Below are 16,285 nucleotides of genomic sequence, written 5' to 3'. Positions count from 1 at the left end.
GGTTGCTGCCATGGCAAGAACGGACGAACGATTCAGGCGCGCATACAACAGGTTGCTGGACATCTGCAGCACCATGGCGATTGGCGACGAGTTGCCCGCCGAGACCGCGCTTGCGGACAAGATGGAAGTCAGCAGAACCATCGTACGCACCGCATTGCAAAAGCTGGACAGCGACAATCTCATTCGCTGGGAAGGCCGTACCAAGACGCTGATCCGGAAACCGCAGGCGGAGCACCGCCTGGTTCCTGCCGAAAGTTCTCTGTCCACGGAGGAACTGGAGCACAGGTTCTTTGAATGGATCCTGCGTTTCGACGTTCCGGCGGGGACGTCGCTCAATGTGGCGCAACTGTCGCGGCAATTCGGTGTTCCCGTCCACAACCTTCAGGAATTTCTGGCCGGACTGAGCCGTCTCGGTCTTGTGGAGCGCCGTCCAAGAGGAGGGTGGTCGCTCCTTGGGTTCACGTCGGAATTTGCGGTTGAACTGTCAGAATTTCGAATGGTTCTCGAGCTGAATGCGGTCCGGCAGCTGCTGACCCTTCCGCCCGAGCACGAGATCTGGAAAAAGCTCAAGGCCTTGAAGCGCGAACATGAGGACCTGAAATCGGTCCTTGAGGAGCGGTATCACGACTTTTCCCTGCTGGACGAAAAGTTTCATTCAGCCGTCAACAGCGTGGTCAAAAACCGGTTTGTTCTCGAGGCACAGAAGCTCATCAAGCTGATCTTCAACTACCACTATATGTGGGACAAACGCGACGAACTGGAACGCAATGCGGCCGCGATCGAGGAGCATCTGGAATGGATCGACGCGATGCTCGACAAGGACGGCGCAAGGTCGGAAGCCGCAGCGCTAAAGCATCTGCGGAGATCGAAGGAAACGCTTCTGCAGTCGCTGCGGGTTCACAAGTTCGCCTGAAGGCCCTCTTGCGCAGGGGTGCCAAACACTCTTGAAAAGCTGGCGGGCGGTGCTTCGGCGAAGCAGTCGAGATTGCGCTTCAGGGATGAGGCCTTCGATGTGCCGAGCAGAACAGAGGCGACACCGGGATAGCTGTGGGCGAAGTGAAGGGCCGCGCTGGCAAGCGGAAGTCCCAGTGTCGTGGCCTGTTCCTTGAGCGCGGTCACCTTTGCCAGGATTTCCGCTGGCGCAGGTGCGTAATCGAACCAGGCGCCCTCAACCGGTCCCGTTGCCAGAATTCCGGAATTGAAGATCCCGCCGAGAACCAGGCTTGTGCCTTTTTCCCGGCACCGCCCGACGAGTTGGTCTTCGGCTTCCCGGTCGAGCAGGGTCAGGCGTCCTGCAAGCAGGATGGCGTCCAGGTCGGTCTCATTCAGGAGGTCGAGACAAACCCGGGTTTCATTCACGCCGAGGCCGAAGGCGCGGATTTTTCCCCTGTCTTTCAATCTTTGCAACCGGTCGAGCCCGGTCGCCAGCAAGTCCCGCATATGTGTTTCGTTTGAAGCGCCATGGGTGTAGGTGCCGATGTCGTGGATGTAGACGATATCGACATGGCGCGTCTGCAGCCGCTCGAAACTGCCTTCCAGTGACGCTTCAATGCCGTCGCCGGAATAGTCGTAGTGAACAGCGTTCGGAAGCGGGTCGAAAAAACCGTCGGCCTCCTTCAGGGGAGTTCCAGGCGACAGAACGCGCCCAACCTTGGTGGACAGGACGTAGTCTTCACGCCGCCTGGATTTCAGGAACCGGCCTAGCCGCTCTTCCGACCGGCCACGGCCATAATGAGGTGCGGTGTCGAAGTACCGGATCCCGGCGTCCCAGGCAGACTGGAGAACCTCGTTTGCCTCTGGTTCCGGCACTACCCGACCCATGTTTCCGATGGCGGAGGCTCCGAAGGAGATATCCGTTACCAGAACACCTGTGTTGCCGATCTGTCTGCGTGCCCTCATGCGCGTGCTGCCTCGGCACCAGCCGCCACTGCATCCAGCCGGGGCATCTGAAGTGACGCGTCGGCTTTCCGTGCCCAGGACAGGAAAGATGAAATACGTCGGTCTATCTTTTCCCCGTGGTTCTGTGCGATGTCGGCAAGCTTGTGGTCCAGAAACGGGTTCTTGAACCTGTCGATTGTCGTGGCGGCATAGGCTTCCGCTTCGTTCTTGCGGCCATGAGCCTCGAAGGCAGGGATGACTTCGCGTCGATAGAGATCTGTAAGGTCGGGGCCATAGTCGGGACTGTCAATCAGTTCCCGGACAAACTGCAGGGACGAGCCGCCTGCAGCCAGCCATCGTGACACCAGATAAGTGTGTCCAAGGTTCAAGATGAAAAGCTTCAGGGTCTCGACCTGTTCCAGGTCCCCGACCACCTGAACGCATGGGTGCACGCAGGGTAGAATGAGGCCGGGTTGTTTCTCTATTGCCCAAAGCGCATAGGGTTCGGCCACTGCTCCGGCGGGTTCCAGCGGTTCGGAGACGATCCTGTCGACCAGGGAATTCACCCAGGTCACGTTTGAGCGGAGCCAGTCTGCAAATTCAGGCGGGTAAAGAGCTGCAATGGAAAGGACAAGATCTCTCAGAACATTGCCGTTTTCGGGAATGAGTTCGGCCGGCATGACCTGCACCGGAGCGCCGCCCATGCCGAACCTTTGGAACAGGAACCACGTCAGCTTGGCCGGATAGGACATGTCGATGGAAAAGTCGGTGCTCTTGTCTGCCTCACTTGGCCGATAGCCCGCATCTGCGGTGTTTGAGAGGATAATCCTTGCTTCGCCGGCCACGGCTTTCGCAACCTCGGCAAGGTCTTCCGGCAAGGACAAGGCACGTTTGATGCTGCTGACGGTCTTGCTTGTGTCCACCAGGGTGCCGTTGTCGATGCCCTTGATCCGGACTTCGTAGCCGGAAGGGTCTGCAAGCGCCTTCAGGCGATGTGCCCGGGACGCGTCGCCACTGGTTTGAACCACCGTGATCGGACCGGCGTCCTGCCCCTCGGCAATGGCTTCGGAAACGAATAGATCCGCATGCGCTTGCAGGAAGCGGCTGGTCCCGAATTGAACGATCGCTGACGTCGACATGGCTCTCTCCCGAATGATTTTATGTTTATTATAATTATGAACATTTTAAATCAAGCAATTTCCGACCGCGGAAAAGATCAGGCGGGTTGTCGGGGAGTACTGACCTCAGCGGGTCAGTTTCCGCTGACCATGAACCTGGAACTGAACGGCAGACTGGCAGCGCCGATCGCCTTCGGTGCCGGCACGATGTTGCCTGCGATTGCCTTGATCTGCGGGGCTGCTGCTTCCAGTTTCCGGCAGATGTCCTGGCAAATGCTTTCAGGCGCATAAGACGACAGGATGACTGTTTCGATTTCCACGAATTGACCGACCCCATGCAGGGAGGCGCGCATCTGGGCAATCAGCCGTTCTTCCCAATCACTCACCAGAGCACCGTAGTCTGGCCAGGATCCTGAACGGTCCCAGAGCGGGTCGACTTCCTTGCCTTGTGCCGACAGATCTCTCTCCAGCGCCGCAATGCCGACATCGAAGCTGACTTCGGAATTGCCGTTGTAGATCTGGTGATTGAGGACAAGGCGGCCGTGCAGGTCGGCGCCGAGGTAGAAGAACATATAGTCCGAAAGTGTCTTGGCAGCGCCGAACATGCTCTCACCGCTGGCCGCTGCGGTGATGTCGTTCTGGACAAAAACGGCAATGCCGAGCTGTTCCTCGATCTCCGCCTGCAAGGCCTTGAAATAGGCTTCTTCGTCCATGCCGCCCGACAGTCGGCGGGGCAGGGCAAGACCGACGCCAGCCAGGCGTTCGCGTTCCGCATCCGGCAGCAGCTTCACCGCGCTCGCAATCGTCTCCAGAAATTCCGAATGGTTGCTGCCATGGGCAAGCTGTGGATTGGGCAAAGTCTTGTGAAAGCGGATCTTGCCGACAAAATCGATGAGAACGATATCGGTGTGCCGGTTGCCGACGCTGATCCCGATGGAATAGGCCCCTTCGGGGTTGAGGGTCAGCGGCACGGTTGGCGGGCCGACACGGCCCTTTTGCGCTTCCCCCTTCGCCACCAGTCCTTCCTGCTCCAGCGACCTGACGAGTACGGACACGGTCTGCGCCGAAAGGCCCGTCTGTTCGCCGATCTCCAGCCGTGTCGTCGAGGAGTTCTGCAGAAGCAGCGAAAGCACCAGGCGCTCGTTGTAGCTTCGCACACTGACGGCATTCAGGCCTGACGCACGGTCGGCTATGCGCAGCGGATTGGGTGGAGCAAATCTCATGTCAGGCATGGAAGGCCCTCCGTTGCCGTGCCGGATAAATTCCTGCCGGCAGCTGTGCACGCAGCGAACTCATTTCCACCCGATCGCCTCCACTTCCCGCGCCAGGGCGACACCGAGGTTCTCATGTGCCTGAGCATTGATGTGGAATCCGTCCAGCGGATCACAGGTCGAGACGGACCCCGCGTCAAAGAAATGCACCTCAAGCGAATCCGACATGATCTCGAACTGAAGGGCAAGTTCATGGGACTTCTGCTGGGCGGCCTTGAAGATGTTCTCCCATTCCTTGATGTCGTCCAGCATCGGCGGCGGCGAGACCACCATGATCTCGGGCACCGTTCCGTCAGGGCCGGGCGAGAGTTCCTTGATGTCGTGGATCAGGCAGCCGATGCCCATTGCCACTTCCGACGCCGGCTGGCCAAACCGGGCCTTCAGGTCGTTCGTGCCCAGCATTATGATGACAAGGTCCAGAGGAGCATGGCTCATGAGGCACGGTCGCAGATAGGTGCGGCCATTCTTCAGCGCGCCTTCGATAGGGTCGTCATGCACCGTTGTCCGACCGCTGAGGCCTTCCTCGATGATGTGCCAGCCCTTGCCGAGTTCACGCGCAAGCACACCCGGCCACCGCTGCAGCAGAGTGTAGCGATCCAGTGGTGTCCCGCCTGGAATTTGTCCGTGCGTGTTCGAGTCGCCGTAACACAAGATCGTGCGCATGCTGGCAGCGTCCTGATTTAGTTATTGAAAACAGTCGGTTGTCCCGAAGGTTGGCCGAAACCTCTGTTGCCATACATTGCATCGCTCGCGGGATCTGACAAGCTTTCCAATTAATCATTCAATATGAATAACTATTGACAGGCAAGTCCTGCCGTGATTTTTAACGGACCTGGGAGGAGGTCCCACCCATCGCAGTTGCGTTCACCCGCCGCCGGAATGCGTTTCGGCGAACGGCATCGCCTTGTCTGCCGGCCGGCACCCGTTGTCGCTGCCGGAACGGCTGACCTGTGCGTAGAGGAAGGCTGTTCGCCGAGGTCAGGCGCTCGGCAGTCTTCCTGCAAGCAGATCAAAAGCCTGACCCTGGAGGAGGAATTTCGATGACATATTTCAAACCTGCCACTCTGGCGGGCTGTCTGGCGGTCGCCATCTCGTCATACCCTGCATTCGCGCAAGACACGTTTCTGATGGATGGTGTTACGGCCAGGGAAGGCGACAATCCGGTTGTCGAAGCGGACAAATACAAGAAGGATTGCCCCTGGACCATCGGCATGAGCCACTTTGGGGTGAACGCCAATACCTGGACCGTTCAGGTGGCACATGAGTCCGAAGCGGCTGCTGCCAAGAACGACTGCATCACCAAATTCATCCTGCTCGACGCCGGTTTCGACCAGAAAAAGCAGGTGGCCGATATCGAGGATCTGGTTGCACAGAACGTCGATGCGATCATTGTCCAGCCCGTGACGTCAACGTCTGCAGATGCGTCGATCGCCAAGGCCGTGGCGGCCGGCATTCCGGTTGTCCTGCACACCGGCCGTATCGAGAGCGATGCCTATACGACCGAGATCCAGGGCGGCGCCGAACACTTCGGCAAGGTGATGGGCGACTGGCTCGTCAACGAGGTTGGCGCCGACGGCAAGATCTGGGTTCTGCGCGGTCTCGCCGGACACCCGGAAGACACCAACCGTTACAACGGCTTGCTGCAGTCTCTTGAAGGCACGAATGTCGAAGTCATCGCCGAGGAACATGGCGACTGGCAGTACGACAAGGCCAAGAACCTGTGTGAGACGCTTTATCTGAACAACCCGTCTGTCGACGGAATCTGGTCTTCCGGTGCCGACATGACCCGTGCTTGTGTTGACGTGTTCAAGCAGTTCGGCGCTGAAATTCCGCCGATTTCCGGCGAAGGCAACAACGGCTTTTTCGGTCAGTGGATCCGGGACGGATTTAAATCCGTGTCTGCGGAATACGCGCCTGCCCAGGGGGCTGCCGGTGTGCGTGCCGCTGTCGCCCTGCTGGAAGGCAAGGAGCTGAAGAAGCACTACGACTACAACCCGGCAGGCTGGGACGTCGACAAGGCCAAGCAATATTACCGCGAGGACCTGTCCGCCAACGTCTGGTGGCCAACCGAGCTGCCGGAGGAAAAGCTGCAGGAGCTTTACGGCAAGAAATAGCCTCCTCCCGAGGCCGGACGGCCAGCCGGTGCTGCAGTTCCGCGCACCGGCTGGTCACCGACAGCAAAGATCCAGAGTATGATCCGGGGGAGAAGGCAATGACTTGCCTCGTTGAAATGTCGAACATTTCCAAATCGTTCGGCGGAAGCAAAGCAGTCGACGGTGTGTCACTCAAGCTCATGCCCGGCACGGTCCATGCCCTGATGGGTGAGAACGGTGCCGGCAAGTCGACGCTGATGAAGATCCTGGCCGGTGTCCACCAGCCGGACAGCGGGGAGATCTTCCGCGAGGGGCGGAAAGCTGGTTTCGAGACGCCGAGGGAAGCTCTTGAAGCAGGCATATCGACCGTGTTTCAAGAGCTGTCTCTGCTTGCCAACCTGACGATTGCGGAAAACATGTTCCTCGGCAGGGAACCGGTTACAGCGTTCGGAATGGTCGACAGGGCAAGGATGCGGCGCGAAACCCGCAAGGCCCTTGCCGCGTTGGGGCTGGAGTTGAACCCCGATATTCTGGTTTCCGAGCTGTCGATTGCGGAGCGCCAGTTTGTTGAAATCGCCCATGGCATCAAGGCGGATGCCTCGGTGTTCATTCTGGACGAACCGACAGCCGCGCTGAATGCGGCCGATGTCGAGGTGATGAATGCGCAGATCAGGCGCTTGCGCGATGAAGGCAAGGCGATTGTCTATATTTCGCACCGCATGGACGAGATATTCGGCATCTGCGACACGGTGACGGTTCTCAAGGACGGCAAGCTGGTTGCAACGCGGCCCCTGAGCGGCATGACGCCGGACAGCCTCATTGCCCTGATGGTCGGCCGCGAACTGCAGGACCTCTTTCCCGCACGCGGAAAAGCGTCAACAGAAACCGTCCTCGACCTCGAAGACTTCAGGATCGATCCGGGCAGCACACCGCTGTCCCTTCATGTCAACAAGGGCGAGATCGTCGCCCTTGCTGGACTGGAAGGGCAGGGACAACAGCAATTGCTGAGATCGCTCGCCGGGCTTTACCCGGCTTCGACAGGCACCGCCTCCATCAAGGGCAAGATCTTGCCGCTCCCCGCGCCGAAAGCATCCGGCATCCGGCAGCTCCAGGCAAGAAAAGTTGGCTTCGTTCCCGAAGACCGGAAGGAAGAGGGGCTCTTCCTGGGGCTTTCCATCGCACACAACATTGCCGTCGGTCTGTCTTCCGTGCATGGCGAACTCTCCATCGCGCACGATTATCGCAAGGCGATTGCCGAGACGATGGCGAGCATGAACATCAAGGCGTCCGGCCCATCCGCGCAGGTCGGCACGCTTTCGGGTGGCAACCAGCAGAAGGTGCTCCTGGGGCGCTACCTTGCGGCCGGTCTTGATCTGCTGCTCATCGAAGAACCGACCCGGGGCGTCGACATCGGGGCGAAGGCGGAAATCTACAAGCTGTTGCGCAGCTTTGCGGACGAGGGGGGCGCAGTTCTGGTTCTTTCCCGCGAGACAATTGAGCTCATCGGCCTGTGCGACCGCATTTATGTCGTCCATGGCAAGGCCATTGTCGCGGAGCTGCCCGCCGAGACCGCAACGGAGCACCAGATCCTGAACGCTGCCTTGAGCGCCTGACCCTGCCCACAAGATTGAAGTGATCATGACACAAGCATTTCTCGCGAGATTGACGCAGCCGAAAGGCCGGCAGGGTTTGTGGATGCTGCCCTTGCTGATCGCCATTGCCATCAGCGTTTATCTCGGTCTTCGCACCGACCAGTTTCTCGGTTCTGAAAACCTCTTCAACCTGATTGCCCAGGCGATGCCGTTGGTCATCACGGCCATTGGCCAGATGTTTGTGGTTGTGGTGGGCGGCCTCGATCTGTCGGTGGGCTCCCTCATCAGCTTCACGACGGCCATTCTGGCGCTTGATGCGCCCGGCTACGTGACGATACCGGCGGTTTTCCTGTTCGCCGTATTGGTCGGCCTCAGCAACGGCCTTGTGATCACCCGGCTGAATGTCCACCCGATCATCGCAACGCTGGCAATGCAATATGTCATTCTGGGCATCACGCGCATCCTGCGTCCGGTTTCCGGAGGCACCGTGCCGGATATCGTCATCCAGTCGGTCGGCGGCACGTTTCTCGGAGTGCCGATGCCGGTGTTCTGGGGTGTCGCGGTGGTTCTGGTGGCCTGGAAACTGCTGCATGGATCGCGCTTCGGCCTGCATCTGTTTGCGATCGGCGGCGGAGTTGCAAACGGCACGCCGGATGCTGCTCGCAATTTCGGCGTGCCGGATCGTCGCAACATCCTGCTCGCCTATGTCGCCTGTTCGTGTTTTGCGGCCCTTGCCGGTGTCTTCCTGGCCGGCCGGATTGTTTCGGGCGATCCCAATGTCGGTCTCTTGTTCGAACTGGATGCGATTACCGCCGTCGCCGTCGGCGGAACACAGCTCTCCGGCGGTATCGGCAGCCTGCAGGGCACGGTGATCGGGGCACTGGTCCTGGCGCTCCTGTCCAACGGCATGAACCTCACCAACGTGTCGCCCTTCATCCAGACCGCGATCAAGGGCGGTCTCCTGCTCCTGGTCGTGGGGCTACAGACCCGCAAGAAGATAGGGCTTTGATCATGTCTGCGATCGTGAAGCATCCTTTCCTGCAGCGCCTGCTGCGTGTTCCGCCGGCGTACTACGTGTTCGCCATCCTGCTGATCACGCTCTGGATTGCCAGGCCGCACATGCTCAACGCCAATATCATGGGCATCTTCATTCGCCAGGTGGCGCCGCTCGGCGTGCTGGTACTGGCTCAGTTGCTGGTGATGCGCGTGAAGAGCATCGACCTTTCCGGCGGTGGCATCATCCTGTTGGTCAACTATTTCATTTCCTCGGGGATCTTTCCCGGGGCGTCGATGCCGTTCTTCATCGGGCTTAGTCTGGCAACCGGTACCGCGATCGGCCTCTTCAACGGCTGGATGATCGGCAAGCGCCGGGTTTCTGCGGTTATCGTCACACTGGCGGTCAGCATCATCCTGGTCGGGTTCGTGCAGTATCTTTCAAGCGGCAAACCACCCGGCGACGTGCCGTCCTACCTGAACGACATCTACAACATCAAATGGGGCCCGGCCCCGGTTCCGGTGCTGTTCTGGTTCGCCCTGACCGTGGTGATGGCGCTGTTTCTCTCAAAGACGGTGTTCGGCAGATATGTCACTTCGGTCGGCGAGAACCCGGAAGCCGCACATTTTTCAGGGGTACCGGTCGAGCGGACCGTCATTCTTGCCCACACGTTGGCCGGTTTCATCGCAGCGGTTGCAGCCCTGGTGCAAACCGCCTCCATCGCGGTCGGCAGTGTCCGGGTTGGGCTCGATCTGCCTATCCTGGCGGTGGCTGCAACCATTCTCGGCGGGGTCGTTTTTGGCCGGGGCGAAGGCGGGGTCTGGGGCCCGTTCTTCGGGGTCCTGTCCTTCGCCCTCCTGTTCGTGGTGATGACCACCTTCGGCATCGATGACCCGGGCAAGCTCATTGCCCAGGGGCTGATCATCCTGCTCGCCGCCATCTTCTACGGCATCAGAACGTCCAGATCCAATTGAGCCTTTCCGTAAAATTTGAGGAGGAAACAATGGCAAACGAAAAGTCGATACTTTGCTTTGGGGATTCGCTGACCTGGGGCTGGATCCCCGTCGTCGAAGGCGCCCCGACAATGCGCTACCCTTATGAACAGCGCTGGACGGGGGCAATGGCCGCCGAGCTGGGCGAAGGGTACCGGATTATCGAAGAAGGCCTCAGTGCCCGCACGACGAGCGCCGATGATCCCAACGATCCCCGTCTGAACGGCAGCCAGTACCTGCCGTCGGCCCTGGCCAGCCACCTGCCGCTGGATCTGGCGATCATTCTTCTGGGAACCAACGACACCAAGCCGTTCTTCAATCGCACGCCCTATGACATTGCCTATGGCATGTCGAAGCTGGTCGGGCAGGTGCTGACATGTGGTGGCGGCATCGGCACGCCTTATCCGGCGCCAAAGTGCCTTGTCGTTGCACCGCCGCCCCTGACGCCTATGCCGCATCCCTATTTCCAGGGCATGTTTGGCGGGGCCCACGAAAAGTCGGCGGCGCTGGCAGAGCAATACCGGAACATGGCCGATTTCATGAAGGTCGATTTCCTCAGCGCGGCTGACCACATCACCACTGACGGCTGCGACGGCATTCATTTCACGGCCCAGAACAACATCGACCTGGGCAAGGCCATTGCCGGAAAGGTTCGGGAGATCCTGGACCGGCAGCAGGCCGAAGCGGCTTGATACTCCTGGTTCAGACCTGACAACTCTCCTTGCCGCCCGCCAGTCTAGCCAAAGCATGTGCGGGCGGCTTGACTTTGCATGAAATTCTTCGCAACTATCCCGTCATGAACAAAGCCGCCGCGACCAGCTACAAACGAGATTTCAGAGCTATCCCCAAAGCGGGAGAGTAGCCCCCGGCTCGGCTGTCATGCGCCCCGAGCCTCGGGGTAAACACTTGAGATGATGCAACAGGAACCGGTCCTGCCGGTCGAAATCATCGAAGCGCACAAATCACCACATCTTGAGACTTAACTCCGCCGTCCGGACGTGTTCCGTCCATTGGTGCCTGAAGGTACCCGGCAAGGGGGACTTTATGCGCGAACTGACTGATTTTGCTTCGAAGCCTGACATCGTCATCGGCACAACCGACTATGAACGGCTGGAAGGCCTCGCTTCCTCGTTTGAAACTCGATTGCCAAGTGTCACGGAGGATCTCCTGGCCGAATTGAGCCGGGCCAGACTCGTCCCTGATGGGGCGTTGCCTGCCGATAGTGTGAGAATGGGTTCCGTCGTCCGGTTCAGAACCGACGATACGGACGAAAAGATCGTGCAGCTGGTCTTTCCGGGTGACGCGGATATCGCAAACGGCAGGATTTCCATCCTGACACCCATCGGCACCGCCCTCATTGGCCTTTCCGCGGGCCAGTCGATCACCTGGTGTGCAAACGACGGACGTCGGCATCGCCTAACCGTCGTGTCGGTCAGCCAGCCGCCGCTCGTCGGTGGAGGTCCGGAGTTGCAGAGCCCGGATCGCGGCTAGTCATGAATTCCGGCTCGCCGTTTCACAAACCCCGTTTCCTGGATCATGCAGGCAGTCTTCTCGCAGGAACTTAGCCCCTGCCGGTCTCTCGCACCCGAGATGGCCGGACAGGGGGAACAGTCTTGAAGCTGAAATCAGTTCCAACACCGGCCTTTGCCAAAGCGGGGCCGAAGGAGACACCGCATGCGCGAACCAAAGCAGTTTATCTTCACCAACAAGGACTACGCGACTTTGACCAGAATGGTGTCGCAATGCCCGCGAACCAATACGCCGTTTGTTTCCCTGCTGCGCCGGAAATTGGCGCAAGCCCACGTAGTGCCCTCATCGGAGATCCCGGTGAACGTCGTCACCATGAACAGCCGCGTGACCTTCCAAGTGGACGATCATGCACCCGACACAAGGGTGGTCATTCCCGATGAAGCCGACAGTCTTGTCGGCCTCACCTTGCCGATCACGACGACAACGGGAATGGCCCTGCTTGGCATGTCGGAAAAGCAGAGCATTGAGCTAACGGGCCTTGTTCGTCAGAGCAGGACACTCACGGTGATCGGGGTTGCCTACCAACCAGAAGCGATGGGTGGTGTTTGCTTGGATGTGCCGCAACGTCCGATATCCGGCAGACGGCAAGGCAGGTCATTTCTGCATCTTGTTCACAGCTCGGATGACGACGCAGAGGGCAATCTCGTTCACTTGCACCGGTAAAAATGCACGATCTACTGTCGCCCGGCGCCATATGCCGGGCGACTGTGAGGAATTGGTTTTGCCCGTCACCCTCTCAGCTGACGAGCTCTGCTGCCGGCGTGCGTTGCCAGGCGAATTGCTCGAAATACGGCTCGACCGGCGTATCGGCCAGCTTGTTGGTGTAATTGCTCATCACCTTCTGGGAGATGGCAAGCACGACTTCGAGAACCTGCCGGCTGGTGAAACCGGCAGCCAGAAACGCCTCCACCTGCTGGTCGCCGGCCGATCCGCGCTCGCGAACCATCTGCAGCGTGAACCGGCGAAGCGCTTCAAGCCTGGGTGTTGGCAATGACGTTTCGTTGCGCAAGGCGTCCGAGACCGCATCATCAACGCCCATTCGCTTTGCGATGCCGGTGTGGGAGGGGACGCAGTAGTGACAATCGTGCTCGACGTTTATCGACTGCCAGACAACAGTCTTTTCCTCGTCCGTGAAGCTACTTTCCAGAAAAAGCCGGTGAAGAACCAGATACCCTTCCATCAGGCCCGGAGCTTCCGCCATGACCGCATGGAGGTTGGGCACGACCCCGAAGGCAGCCTTTGTTTGTTCGAGCAAGGGTTTGCTGCGATCCGGCGCCGTTTGTGCCGTGTGGATTTCAAATTCGGTCATGAAGATTGTCTCTTGTCAGTTTGAAATCGGGGGAATGCGCTGCCGTTAGTCCTGCGCGTTCAAAAGTGTTCAGGCGGAGAGTTCGATGGCCAGCGCGGTGGCTTCGCCGCCGCCGATGCAGAGCGCTGCAACGCCGCGCTGAGCTCCACGAGCTTTCAAGGCATGAATAAGCGTGACAACCAGCCGGGCACCGGTCGCGCCGATCGGGTGGCCGAGTGCGCAGGCGCCGCCGTTGACGTTCAGCTTCTCGCGCGGAATGCCGATGTCATGTGCGGCAGCCATTGCGACCACCGCGAAGGCTTCGTTGATCTCCCAGAGGTCGACGTCATCGGCAGACCAGCCGGTGCGATCCAGAAGTTTGAGGATCGCCGGGATCGGCGCGGTCGTGTACCAGGCCGGGTCCTGCGAATGGGTCGCGTGGCCACGCACGATTGCTAATACCGGCAGTCCGTTGGCTTGCGCATAGCTCTTGCGGGTCAGAACCAGTGCCGCGGCACCGTCCGCATTGGCCGAGGCACTGGCAGCTGTGATGGTGCCGTTTTCAGAAAAGGCCGGGCGAAGCCTAGGGATTTTTTCCGGATCGACCCGTCCCGGGATTTCATCGTCCTCGATAGTGACCGTGCTTTTGCGGCCTGCGACCTCAAGAGGGACGATTTCATCCCGGAAGGCACCGCCGGTCACCGCCTTTTGCGCACGGACGAGCGTTTCCTGGGCAAAGGCGTCCTGGTCGGCGCGAGTGAAACCGTATTTTTCAGCGGCCGCTTCTCCGAAAGACCCCATCGGCCGGCCGGCCTCATAGGCATCCTCCAGGCCGTCGCGCATCATGTGGTCAAGTACCTCGCTGCTGCCGAACTTTCGACCCGCGCGCATTTGCGGCAACAGGAAGGGTGCGTTCGACATCGATTCCATGCCGCCTGCAACGACGATGTCTGCTGATCGGGAAATCAGGAGATCGTGTGCGAGCATGATGGCCTTCATGCCGGAACCGCAAACCTTGTTGAGTGTGGTTGCGCCCGTGTGGTCGGAAAGACCGGCTGCACGGGCCGCCTGCCGGGCCGGAGCCTGTCCCTGACCGGCAGGAAGAACGCAGCCCATCAGAACTTCACTGATCGAGTCTCGCCCAGCTCCCGCATCCTCAAGTGCTGCTTCAATCGCTGCCGCGGCGAGCTTTGGAGCTGCTACGGGGCTCAAGGCCCCCATGAAAGCACCTAGCGGTGTGCGTCTGGCGGCGCAGATAACGATCGGATCGGGTTCGCTCATGGGTATCTCCTGGTTGGCGTCCAGAATTAGATTATGATCATAATTTATAAAATCAAGAATAGATTTGGATCGTAATCCGAATTACGATTCCAACAGCCAACGGAGGTGGAAATGCGTGTCAGCAGGGAAACGGCAGCCAGAAACCGCGAGAACGTCGTGAAAACCGCGAGCAGACAGTTTCGGGAACACGGCTACGACGGGATCGGTATCGCAGGACTGATGAAAGCTGCCGGGCTGACGCAGGGTGGCTTCTACAAGCAATTTGCCGACAAGGACGCCATCATCACCGAAGCAACACAGCAGGCGCTGGACGAAAATCTCGTCGCCTGGCAATCCGTTGTTGAAGGTCACCAGGACGACCCTTTGAACGCTCTACGACGCTGGTATCTATCCCGGGAACATGTCGACAGGCGTGACGCAGGTTGCGCTTATGCCGCGTTGGCGGCCGAAGCCCCGCGTCACGGCAAGGATCTTCAGGATGCGTTTTGTGAAGCCGTTGAGAAATCCATCACCCTGCTGACCGACACCCGCGCCGAAAGTGCCCAGTCCCGCTGTGAGGCAATTCGGCTGATCACTGGCATGGTCGGAGCGCTTGTCCTGTCACGGGCTGTCGGGGAGGGGGCGTTAAGCCAGGAAGTTCTCGATTGTGCGATTCTGGAACCAGCGCCAGGGCGCGCCAAATAGGCAATGCCCCGGCGTCTCATGCGCCTTTTCACCGTTGTGGTGTGCGAGACCTGTTTTGCGCTCAAGGGCGGCACGGCCATTAGGTGAAACCGGAAATTGGCATACATGGTCGTTTTGGTGCCAATGAACCCCATGTCAAGCATCGGCAAAAACCGTCAATGGAGGACGGCCTGCGGCTTGAGAAATTGTCTCGTCCCATTTGGCCAGGACGGTTGCCGTGGAAAAGCGGTCCAGCGAAGGTGGGCCGGCCTCGCAAAAAGATCCGCGCAGCTCAGGGTCGGTAAGGACCCGAGTGATCGCCGTAGCAAGTGCCTCCTTGCTACCCATCGGCACGAGTAGACCGGTGGTTCCGTCCTGCACGATTTCGCTGGGACCCCACGGGCAGTCGACGGACACAACGGCCATCCCGCTCGACATTGCCTCGAGGACGACATTCGCGAAACCTTCGAAGCGCGAACTCAGGGCAAATACGTCGCCGGGTGATACCCATTCGCCAGGAACTTGCGTGACACCCGCAAGACGGACGACTTCCTGCAGCCCAAGGTCGGAAATCTGCTTTTCGAGTGCGGACCGCTCCGGCCCTTCGCCATAGATCGTCAACACCGCATCAGGGACGCGTTCCACTACCTGGGCAAAGCTGGCGATGAGGATATCAAAGCCTTTCTGTCGGTCCAGCCGTCCTACCGCGACCACCCTGCGACCTGCATCGGGCAGCGGCATGGCGCGCGGCAGCGGTGTGACCGGATTTGGAATAACGATGGTTTTTTTGCGAACGCGGGCGGGTTGTCTTGCACGCGCGCGCTCCGTCATGACGACGATACTGGTCGCTGCAAAGGCCGCCATCGGCCGAGACCAGCGCCAGAAGCGGCTCATTTGCTGAACATCAAAATTGTTGCGTTCGGATATGATCGTCGGCGTGCCGGTACCTGCGGTCGCAAGAACGGTGATGACGTTGATCTTGGTCAGGAAGGAGACGACCATATCCGGTCTGATCCTTGCAAAGCGCCTGCGCAGATCCTTTACCCGTTGCATGGTGACAAAATGCCGAGAATTTTTGCCGGTGCGGGTTAGCCCTTCGACCTGAATCCTGGGGTCATAGGAAAAATAAGAGGTGGCATCGGTCGCATTCAGGGCGATCACATGTACATCGTCGCCAGCGGCAAGGCGGTGGTGCGCCAGCAGGTTGACGACTTTTTCAGCACCGCCTGCTCCGAGGCCCGCAAGAACAAACACAACACGCATTACGGATCCTTTCTCGCTGCGGGGCTGGTGAAGCCTTTCGATGTCGGATGCCTATTAGTCTCTGAATGTGCGATGTGGCCCCGGCCTCCAGCAACCATCACTTGATGCTCGTCGACGATGACCATACGGGTAAGCTTTGGCGTCATTGTAACGCTTCCCTTCAGATCGGCTTTTAGTGATGATTTGAAGAAAGGAAGACCGTAGTGCAGGTCCTGTTTTGCTTGACGGGACTTTGGTGTCCGGAGGTCGCACCATGTCTCCGCGCGCACTCATGCGGGGCGGCGAAACCCCAGTGAATGCCGTTGCCGAGGGTCAGTGCCGA

Annotated in this window: 16 protein-coding genes; 9 read left to right on the top strand and 7 right to left on the bottom strand. The window is 59.3% G+C overall.

Annotation, left to right across the window (positions count from 1 at the left end):
* Positions 1-10 precede the first annotated feature (10 nt).
* Positions 11-913, top strand: a complete 903-nt coding sequence (locus ACYQ6M_RS27370; protein ID WP_023001505.1) for a GntR family transcriptional regulator — start codon at positions 11-13, stop codon at positions 911-913.
* Here the strand turns inward: ACYQ6M_RS27370 and ACYQ6M_RS27365 are convergent.
* The 4 genes from ACYQ6M_RS27365 to ACYQ6M_RS27350 form a co-directional block, all read right to left on the bottom strand.
* Positions 898-1,899, bottom strand: a complete 1,002-nt coding sequence (locus tag ACYQ6M_RS27365; RefSeq protein WP_460076782.1) for an aldo/keto reductase — start codon at positions 1,897-1,899, stop codon at positions 898-900. The genes ACYQ6M_RS27370 and ACYQ6M_RS27365 overlap by 16 nt on opposite strands.
* Positions 1,896-3,017: a mannitol dehydrogenase family protein gene (locus ACYQ6M_RS27360; protein ID WP_460076779.1), complete on the bottom strand. Its 1,122-nt coding sequence runs from the start codon at positions 3,015-3,017 to the stop codon at positions 1,896-1,898. The genes ACYQ6M_RS27365 and ACYQ6M_RS27360 overlap by 4 nt, the downstream gene beginning before the upstream one ends.
* Positions 3,018-3,130: 113 nt before the next feature.
* Positions 3,131-4,219 carry an ROK family transcriptional regulator gene (locus ACYQ6M_RS27355; protein WP_055661089.1) on the bottom strand — a complete coding sequence of 363 codons (1,089 nt, stop codon included), beginning with the start codon at positions 4,217-4,219 and terminating at the stop codon, positions 3,131-3,133.
* Between the two features lie 69 nt (positions 4,220-4,288).
* Complete coding sequence (locus ACYQ6M_RS27350; protein WP_023001501.1) at positions 4,289-4,930, bottom strand: SGNH/GDSL hydrolase family protein; 642 nt, start codon at positions 4,928-4,930, stop codon at positions 4,289-4,291.
* Positions 4,931-5,307: 377 nt separating this feature from the next.
* On the opposite strand from ACYQ6M_RS27350, the gene ACYQ6M_RS27345 reads away from it, so the two are divergent.
* The 7 genes from ACYQ6M_RS27345 to ACYQ6M_RS27315 all read left to right on the top strand — a co-directional run bounded on the left by ACYQ6M_RS27345 (position 5,308) and on the right by ACYQ6M_RS27315 (position 12,131).
* A complete protein-coding gene (locus ACYQ6M_RS27345) occupies positions 5,308-6,381 on the top strand; it encodes a substrate-binding domain-containing protein (RefSeq protein ID WP_075281816.1) in 1,074 nt (357 codons plus the stop codon).
* 98 nt (positions 6,382-6,479) lie between these two features.
* Positions 6,480-7,973, top strand: coding sequence for a sugar ABC transporter ATP-binding protein (locus tag ACYQ6M_RS27340; protein ID WP_168687722.1), 1,494 nt, complete (start codon positions 6,480-6,482; stop codon positions 7,971-7,973).
* A 25-nt stretch (positions 7,974-7,998) separates the two neighbouring features.
* Positions 7,999-8,961: an ABC transporter permease gene (locus ACYQ6M_RS27335; RefSeq protein ID WP_152512205.1), complete on the top strand. Its 963-nt coding sequence runs from the start codon at positions 7,999-8,001 to the stop codon at positions 8,959-8,961.
* Between the two features lie 2 nt (positions 8,962-8,963).
* Positions 8,964-9,920, top strand: a complete 957-nt coding sequence (locus tag ACYQ6M_RS27330) for an ABC transporter permease (RefSeq protein ID WP_023001496.1) — start codon at positions 8,964-8,966, stop codon at positions 9,918-9,920.
* Positions 9,921-9,949: 29 nt separating this feature from the next.
* Positions 9,950-10,630, top strand: coding sequence for an SGNH/GDSL hydrolase family protein (locus tag ACYQ6M_RS27325; protein WP_055660766.1), 681 nt, complete (start codon positions 9,950-9,952; stop codon positions 10,628-10,630).
* Positions 10,631-10,982: 352 nt separating this feature from the next.
* Positions 10,983-11,429 (top strand): nucleoside diphosphate kinase regulator, encoded by a 447-nt coding sequence (gene rnk / locus ACYQ6M_RS27320; RefSeq protein ID WP_460076775.1) that lies wholly within the window; start codon positions 10,983-10,985, stop codon positions 11,427-11,429.
* Positions 11,430-11,612: 183 nt separating this feature from the next.
* On the top strand, positions 11,613-12,131 hold the full coding sequence (locus tag ACYQ6M_RS27315) for a nucleoside-diphosphate kinase (RefSeq protein WP_460076773.1): 519 nt from the start codon (positions 11,613-11,615) through the stop codon (positions 12,129-12,131).
* Positions 12,132-12,204: 73 nt separating this feature from the next.
* On the opposite strand, the gene ACYQ6M_RS27310 is transcribed toward ACYQ6M_RS27315, so the two are convergent.
* Both ACYQ6M_RS27310 and ACYQ6M_RS27305 read right to left on the bottom strand, forming a co-directional pair.
* Entirely contained in the window at positions 12,205-12,777 is a 573-nt protein-coding gene (locus tag ACYQ6M_RS27310) for a carboxymuconolactone decarboxylase family protein (protein ID WP_460076771.1), read from the bottom strand.
* Between the two features lie 69 nt (positions 12,778-12,846).
* Positions 12,847-14,037, bottom strand: coding sequence for an acetyl-CoA C-acyltransferase (locus tag ACYQ6M_RS27305; protein ID WP_460076769.1), 1,191 nt, complete (start codon positions 14,035-14,037; stop codon positions 12,847-12,849).
* 111 nt (positions 14,038-14,148) lie between these two features.
* Here ACYQ6M_RS27305 and ACYQ6M_RS27300 point away from each other — a divergent pair, with 111 nt between their 5' ends.
* The gene (locus ACYQ6M_RS27300) at positions 14,149-14,721 is read left to right on the top strand and encodes a TetR/AcrR family transcriptional regulator (protein WP_460076767.1); all 573 of its coding nucleotides are present in this window, start codon (positions 14,149-14,151) and stop codon (positions 14,719-14,721) included.
* Between the two features lie 135 nt (positions 14,722-14,856).
* Here the strand turns inward: ACYQ6M_RS27300 and ACYQ6M_RS27295 are convergent, their stop codons facing one another.
* Positions 14,857-15,963, bottom strand: coding sequence for a glycosyltransferase family 4 protein (locus ACYQ6M_RS27295; protein ID WP_460076765.1), 1,107 nt, complete (start codon positions 15,961-15,963; stop codon positions 14,857-14,859).
* Positions 15,964-16,285 lie beyond the last annotated feature (322 nt).

It is taken from the genome of Roseibium sp. ROS1, assembly GCF_054658215.1.
Note: the sequence above shows the minus strand (reverse complement) of the source record. Positions and strands in the feature narration are given on the sequence as shown.

What these genes read in the sequence shown, in the direction of transcription:
- ACYQ6M_RS27310 (WP_460076771.1), bottom strand. Translation starts at nt 12,777, where the DNA reads ATGACCGAATTTGAAATCCACACGGCACAAACGGCGCCGGATCGCAGC.
- ACYQ6M_RS27370 (WP_023001505.1), top strand. Translation starts at nt 11, where the DNA reads ATGGCAAGAACGGACGAACGATTCAGGCGCGCATACAACAGGTTGCTG.
- ACYQ6M_RS27325 (WP_055660766.1), top strand. Translation starts at nt 9,950, where the DNA reads ATGGCAAACGAAAAGTCGATACTTTGCTTTGGGGATTCGCTGACCTGG.
- ACYQ6M_RS27335 (WP_152512205.1), top strand. Translation starts at nt 7,999, where the DNA reads ATGACACAAGCATTTCTCGCGAGATTGACGCAGCCGAAAGGCCGGCAG.
- ACYQ6M_RS27305 (WP_460076769.1), bottom strand. Translation starts at nt 14,037, where the DNA reads ATGAGCGAACCCGATCCGATCGTTATCTGCGCCGCCAGACGCACACCG.
- ACYQ6M_RS27365 (WP_460076782.1), bottom strand. Translation starts at nt 1,899, where the DNA reads ATGAGGGCACGCAGACAGATCGGCAACACAGGTGTTCTGGTAACGGAT.
- ACYQ6M_RS27360 (WP_460076779.1), bottom strand. Translation starts at nt 3,017, where the DNA reads ATGTCGACGTCAGCGATCGTTCAATTCGGGACCAGCCGCTTCCTGCAA.
- ACYQ6M_RS27330 (WP_023001496.1), top strand. Translation starts at nt 8,964, where the DNA reads ATGTCTGCGATCGTGAAGCATCCTTTCCTGCAGCGCCTGCTGCGTGTT.
- ACYQ6M_RS27355 (WP_055661089.1), bottom strand. Translation starts at nt 4,219, where the DNA reads ATGAGATTTGCTCCACCCAATCCGCTGCGCATAGCCGACCGTGCGTCA.
- rnk (WP_460076775.1), top strand. Translation starts at nt 10,983, where the DNA reads ATGCGCGAACTGACTGATTTTGCTTCGAAGCCTGACATCGTCATCGGC.
- ACYQ6M_RS27345 (WP_075281816.1), top strand. Translation starts at nt 5,308, where the DNA reads ATGACATATTTCAAACCTGCCACTCTGGCGGGCTGTCTGGCGGTCGCC.
- ACYQ6M_RS27340 (WP_168687722.1), top strand. Translation starts at nt 6,480, where the DNA reads ATGACTTGCCTCGTTGAAATGTCGAACATTTCCAAATCGTTCGGCGGA.
- ACYQ6M_RS27295 (WP_460076765.1), bottom strand. Translation starts at nt 15,963, where the DNA reads ATGCGTGTTGTGTTTGTTCTTGCGGGCCTCGGAGCAGGCGGTGCTGAA.
- ACYQ6M_RS27315 (WP_460076773.1), top strand. Translation starts at nt 11,613, where the DNA reads ATGCGCGAACCAAAGCAGTTTATCTTCACCAACAAGGACTACGCGACT.
- ACYQ6M_RS27300 (WP_460076767.1), top strand. Translation starts at nt 14,149, where the DNA reads ATGCGTGTCAGCAGGGAAACGGCAGCCAGAAACCGCGAGAACGTCGTG.
- ACYQ6M_RS27350 (WP_023001501.1), bottom strand. Translation starts at nt 4,930, where the DNA reads ATGCGCACGATCTTGTGTTACGGCGACTCGAACACGCACGGACAAATT.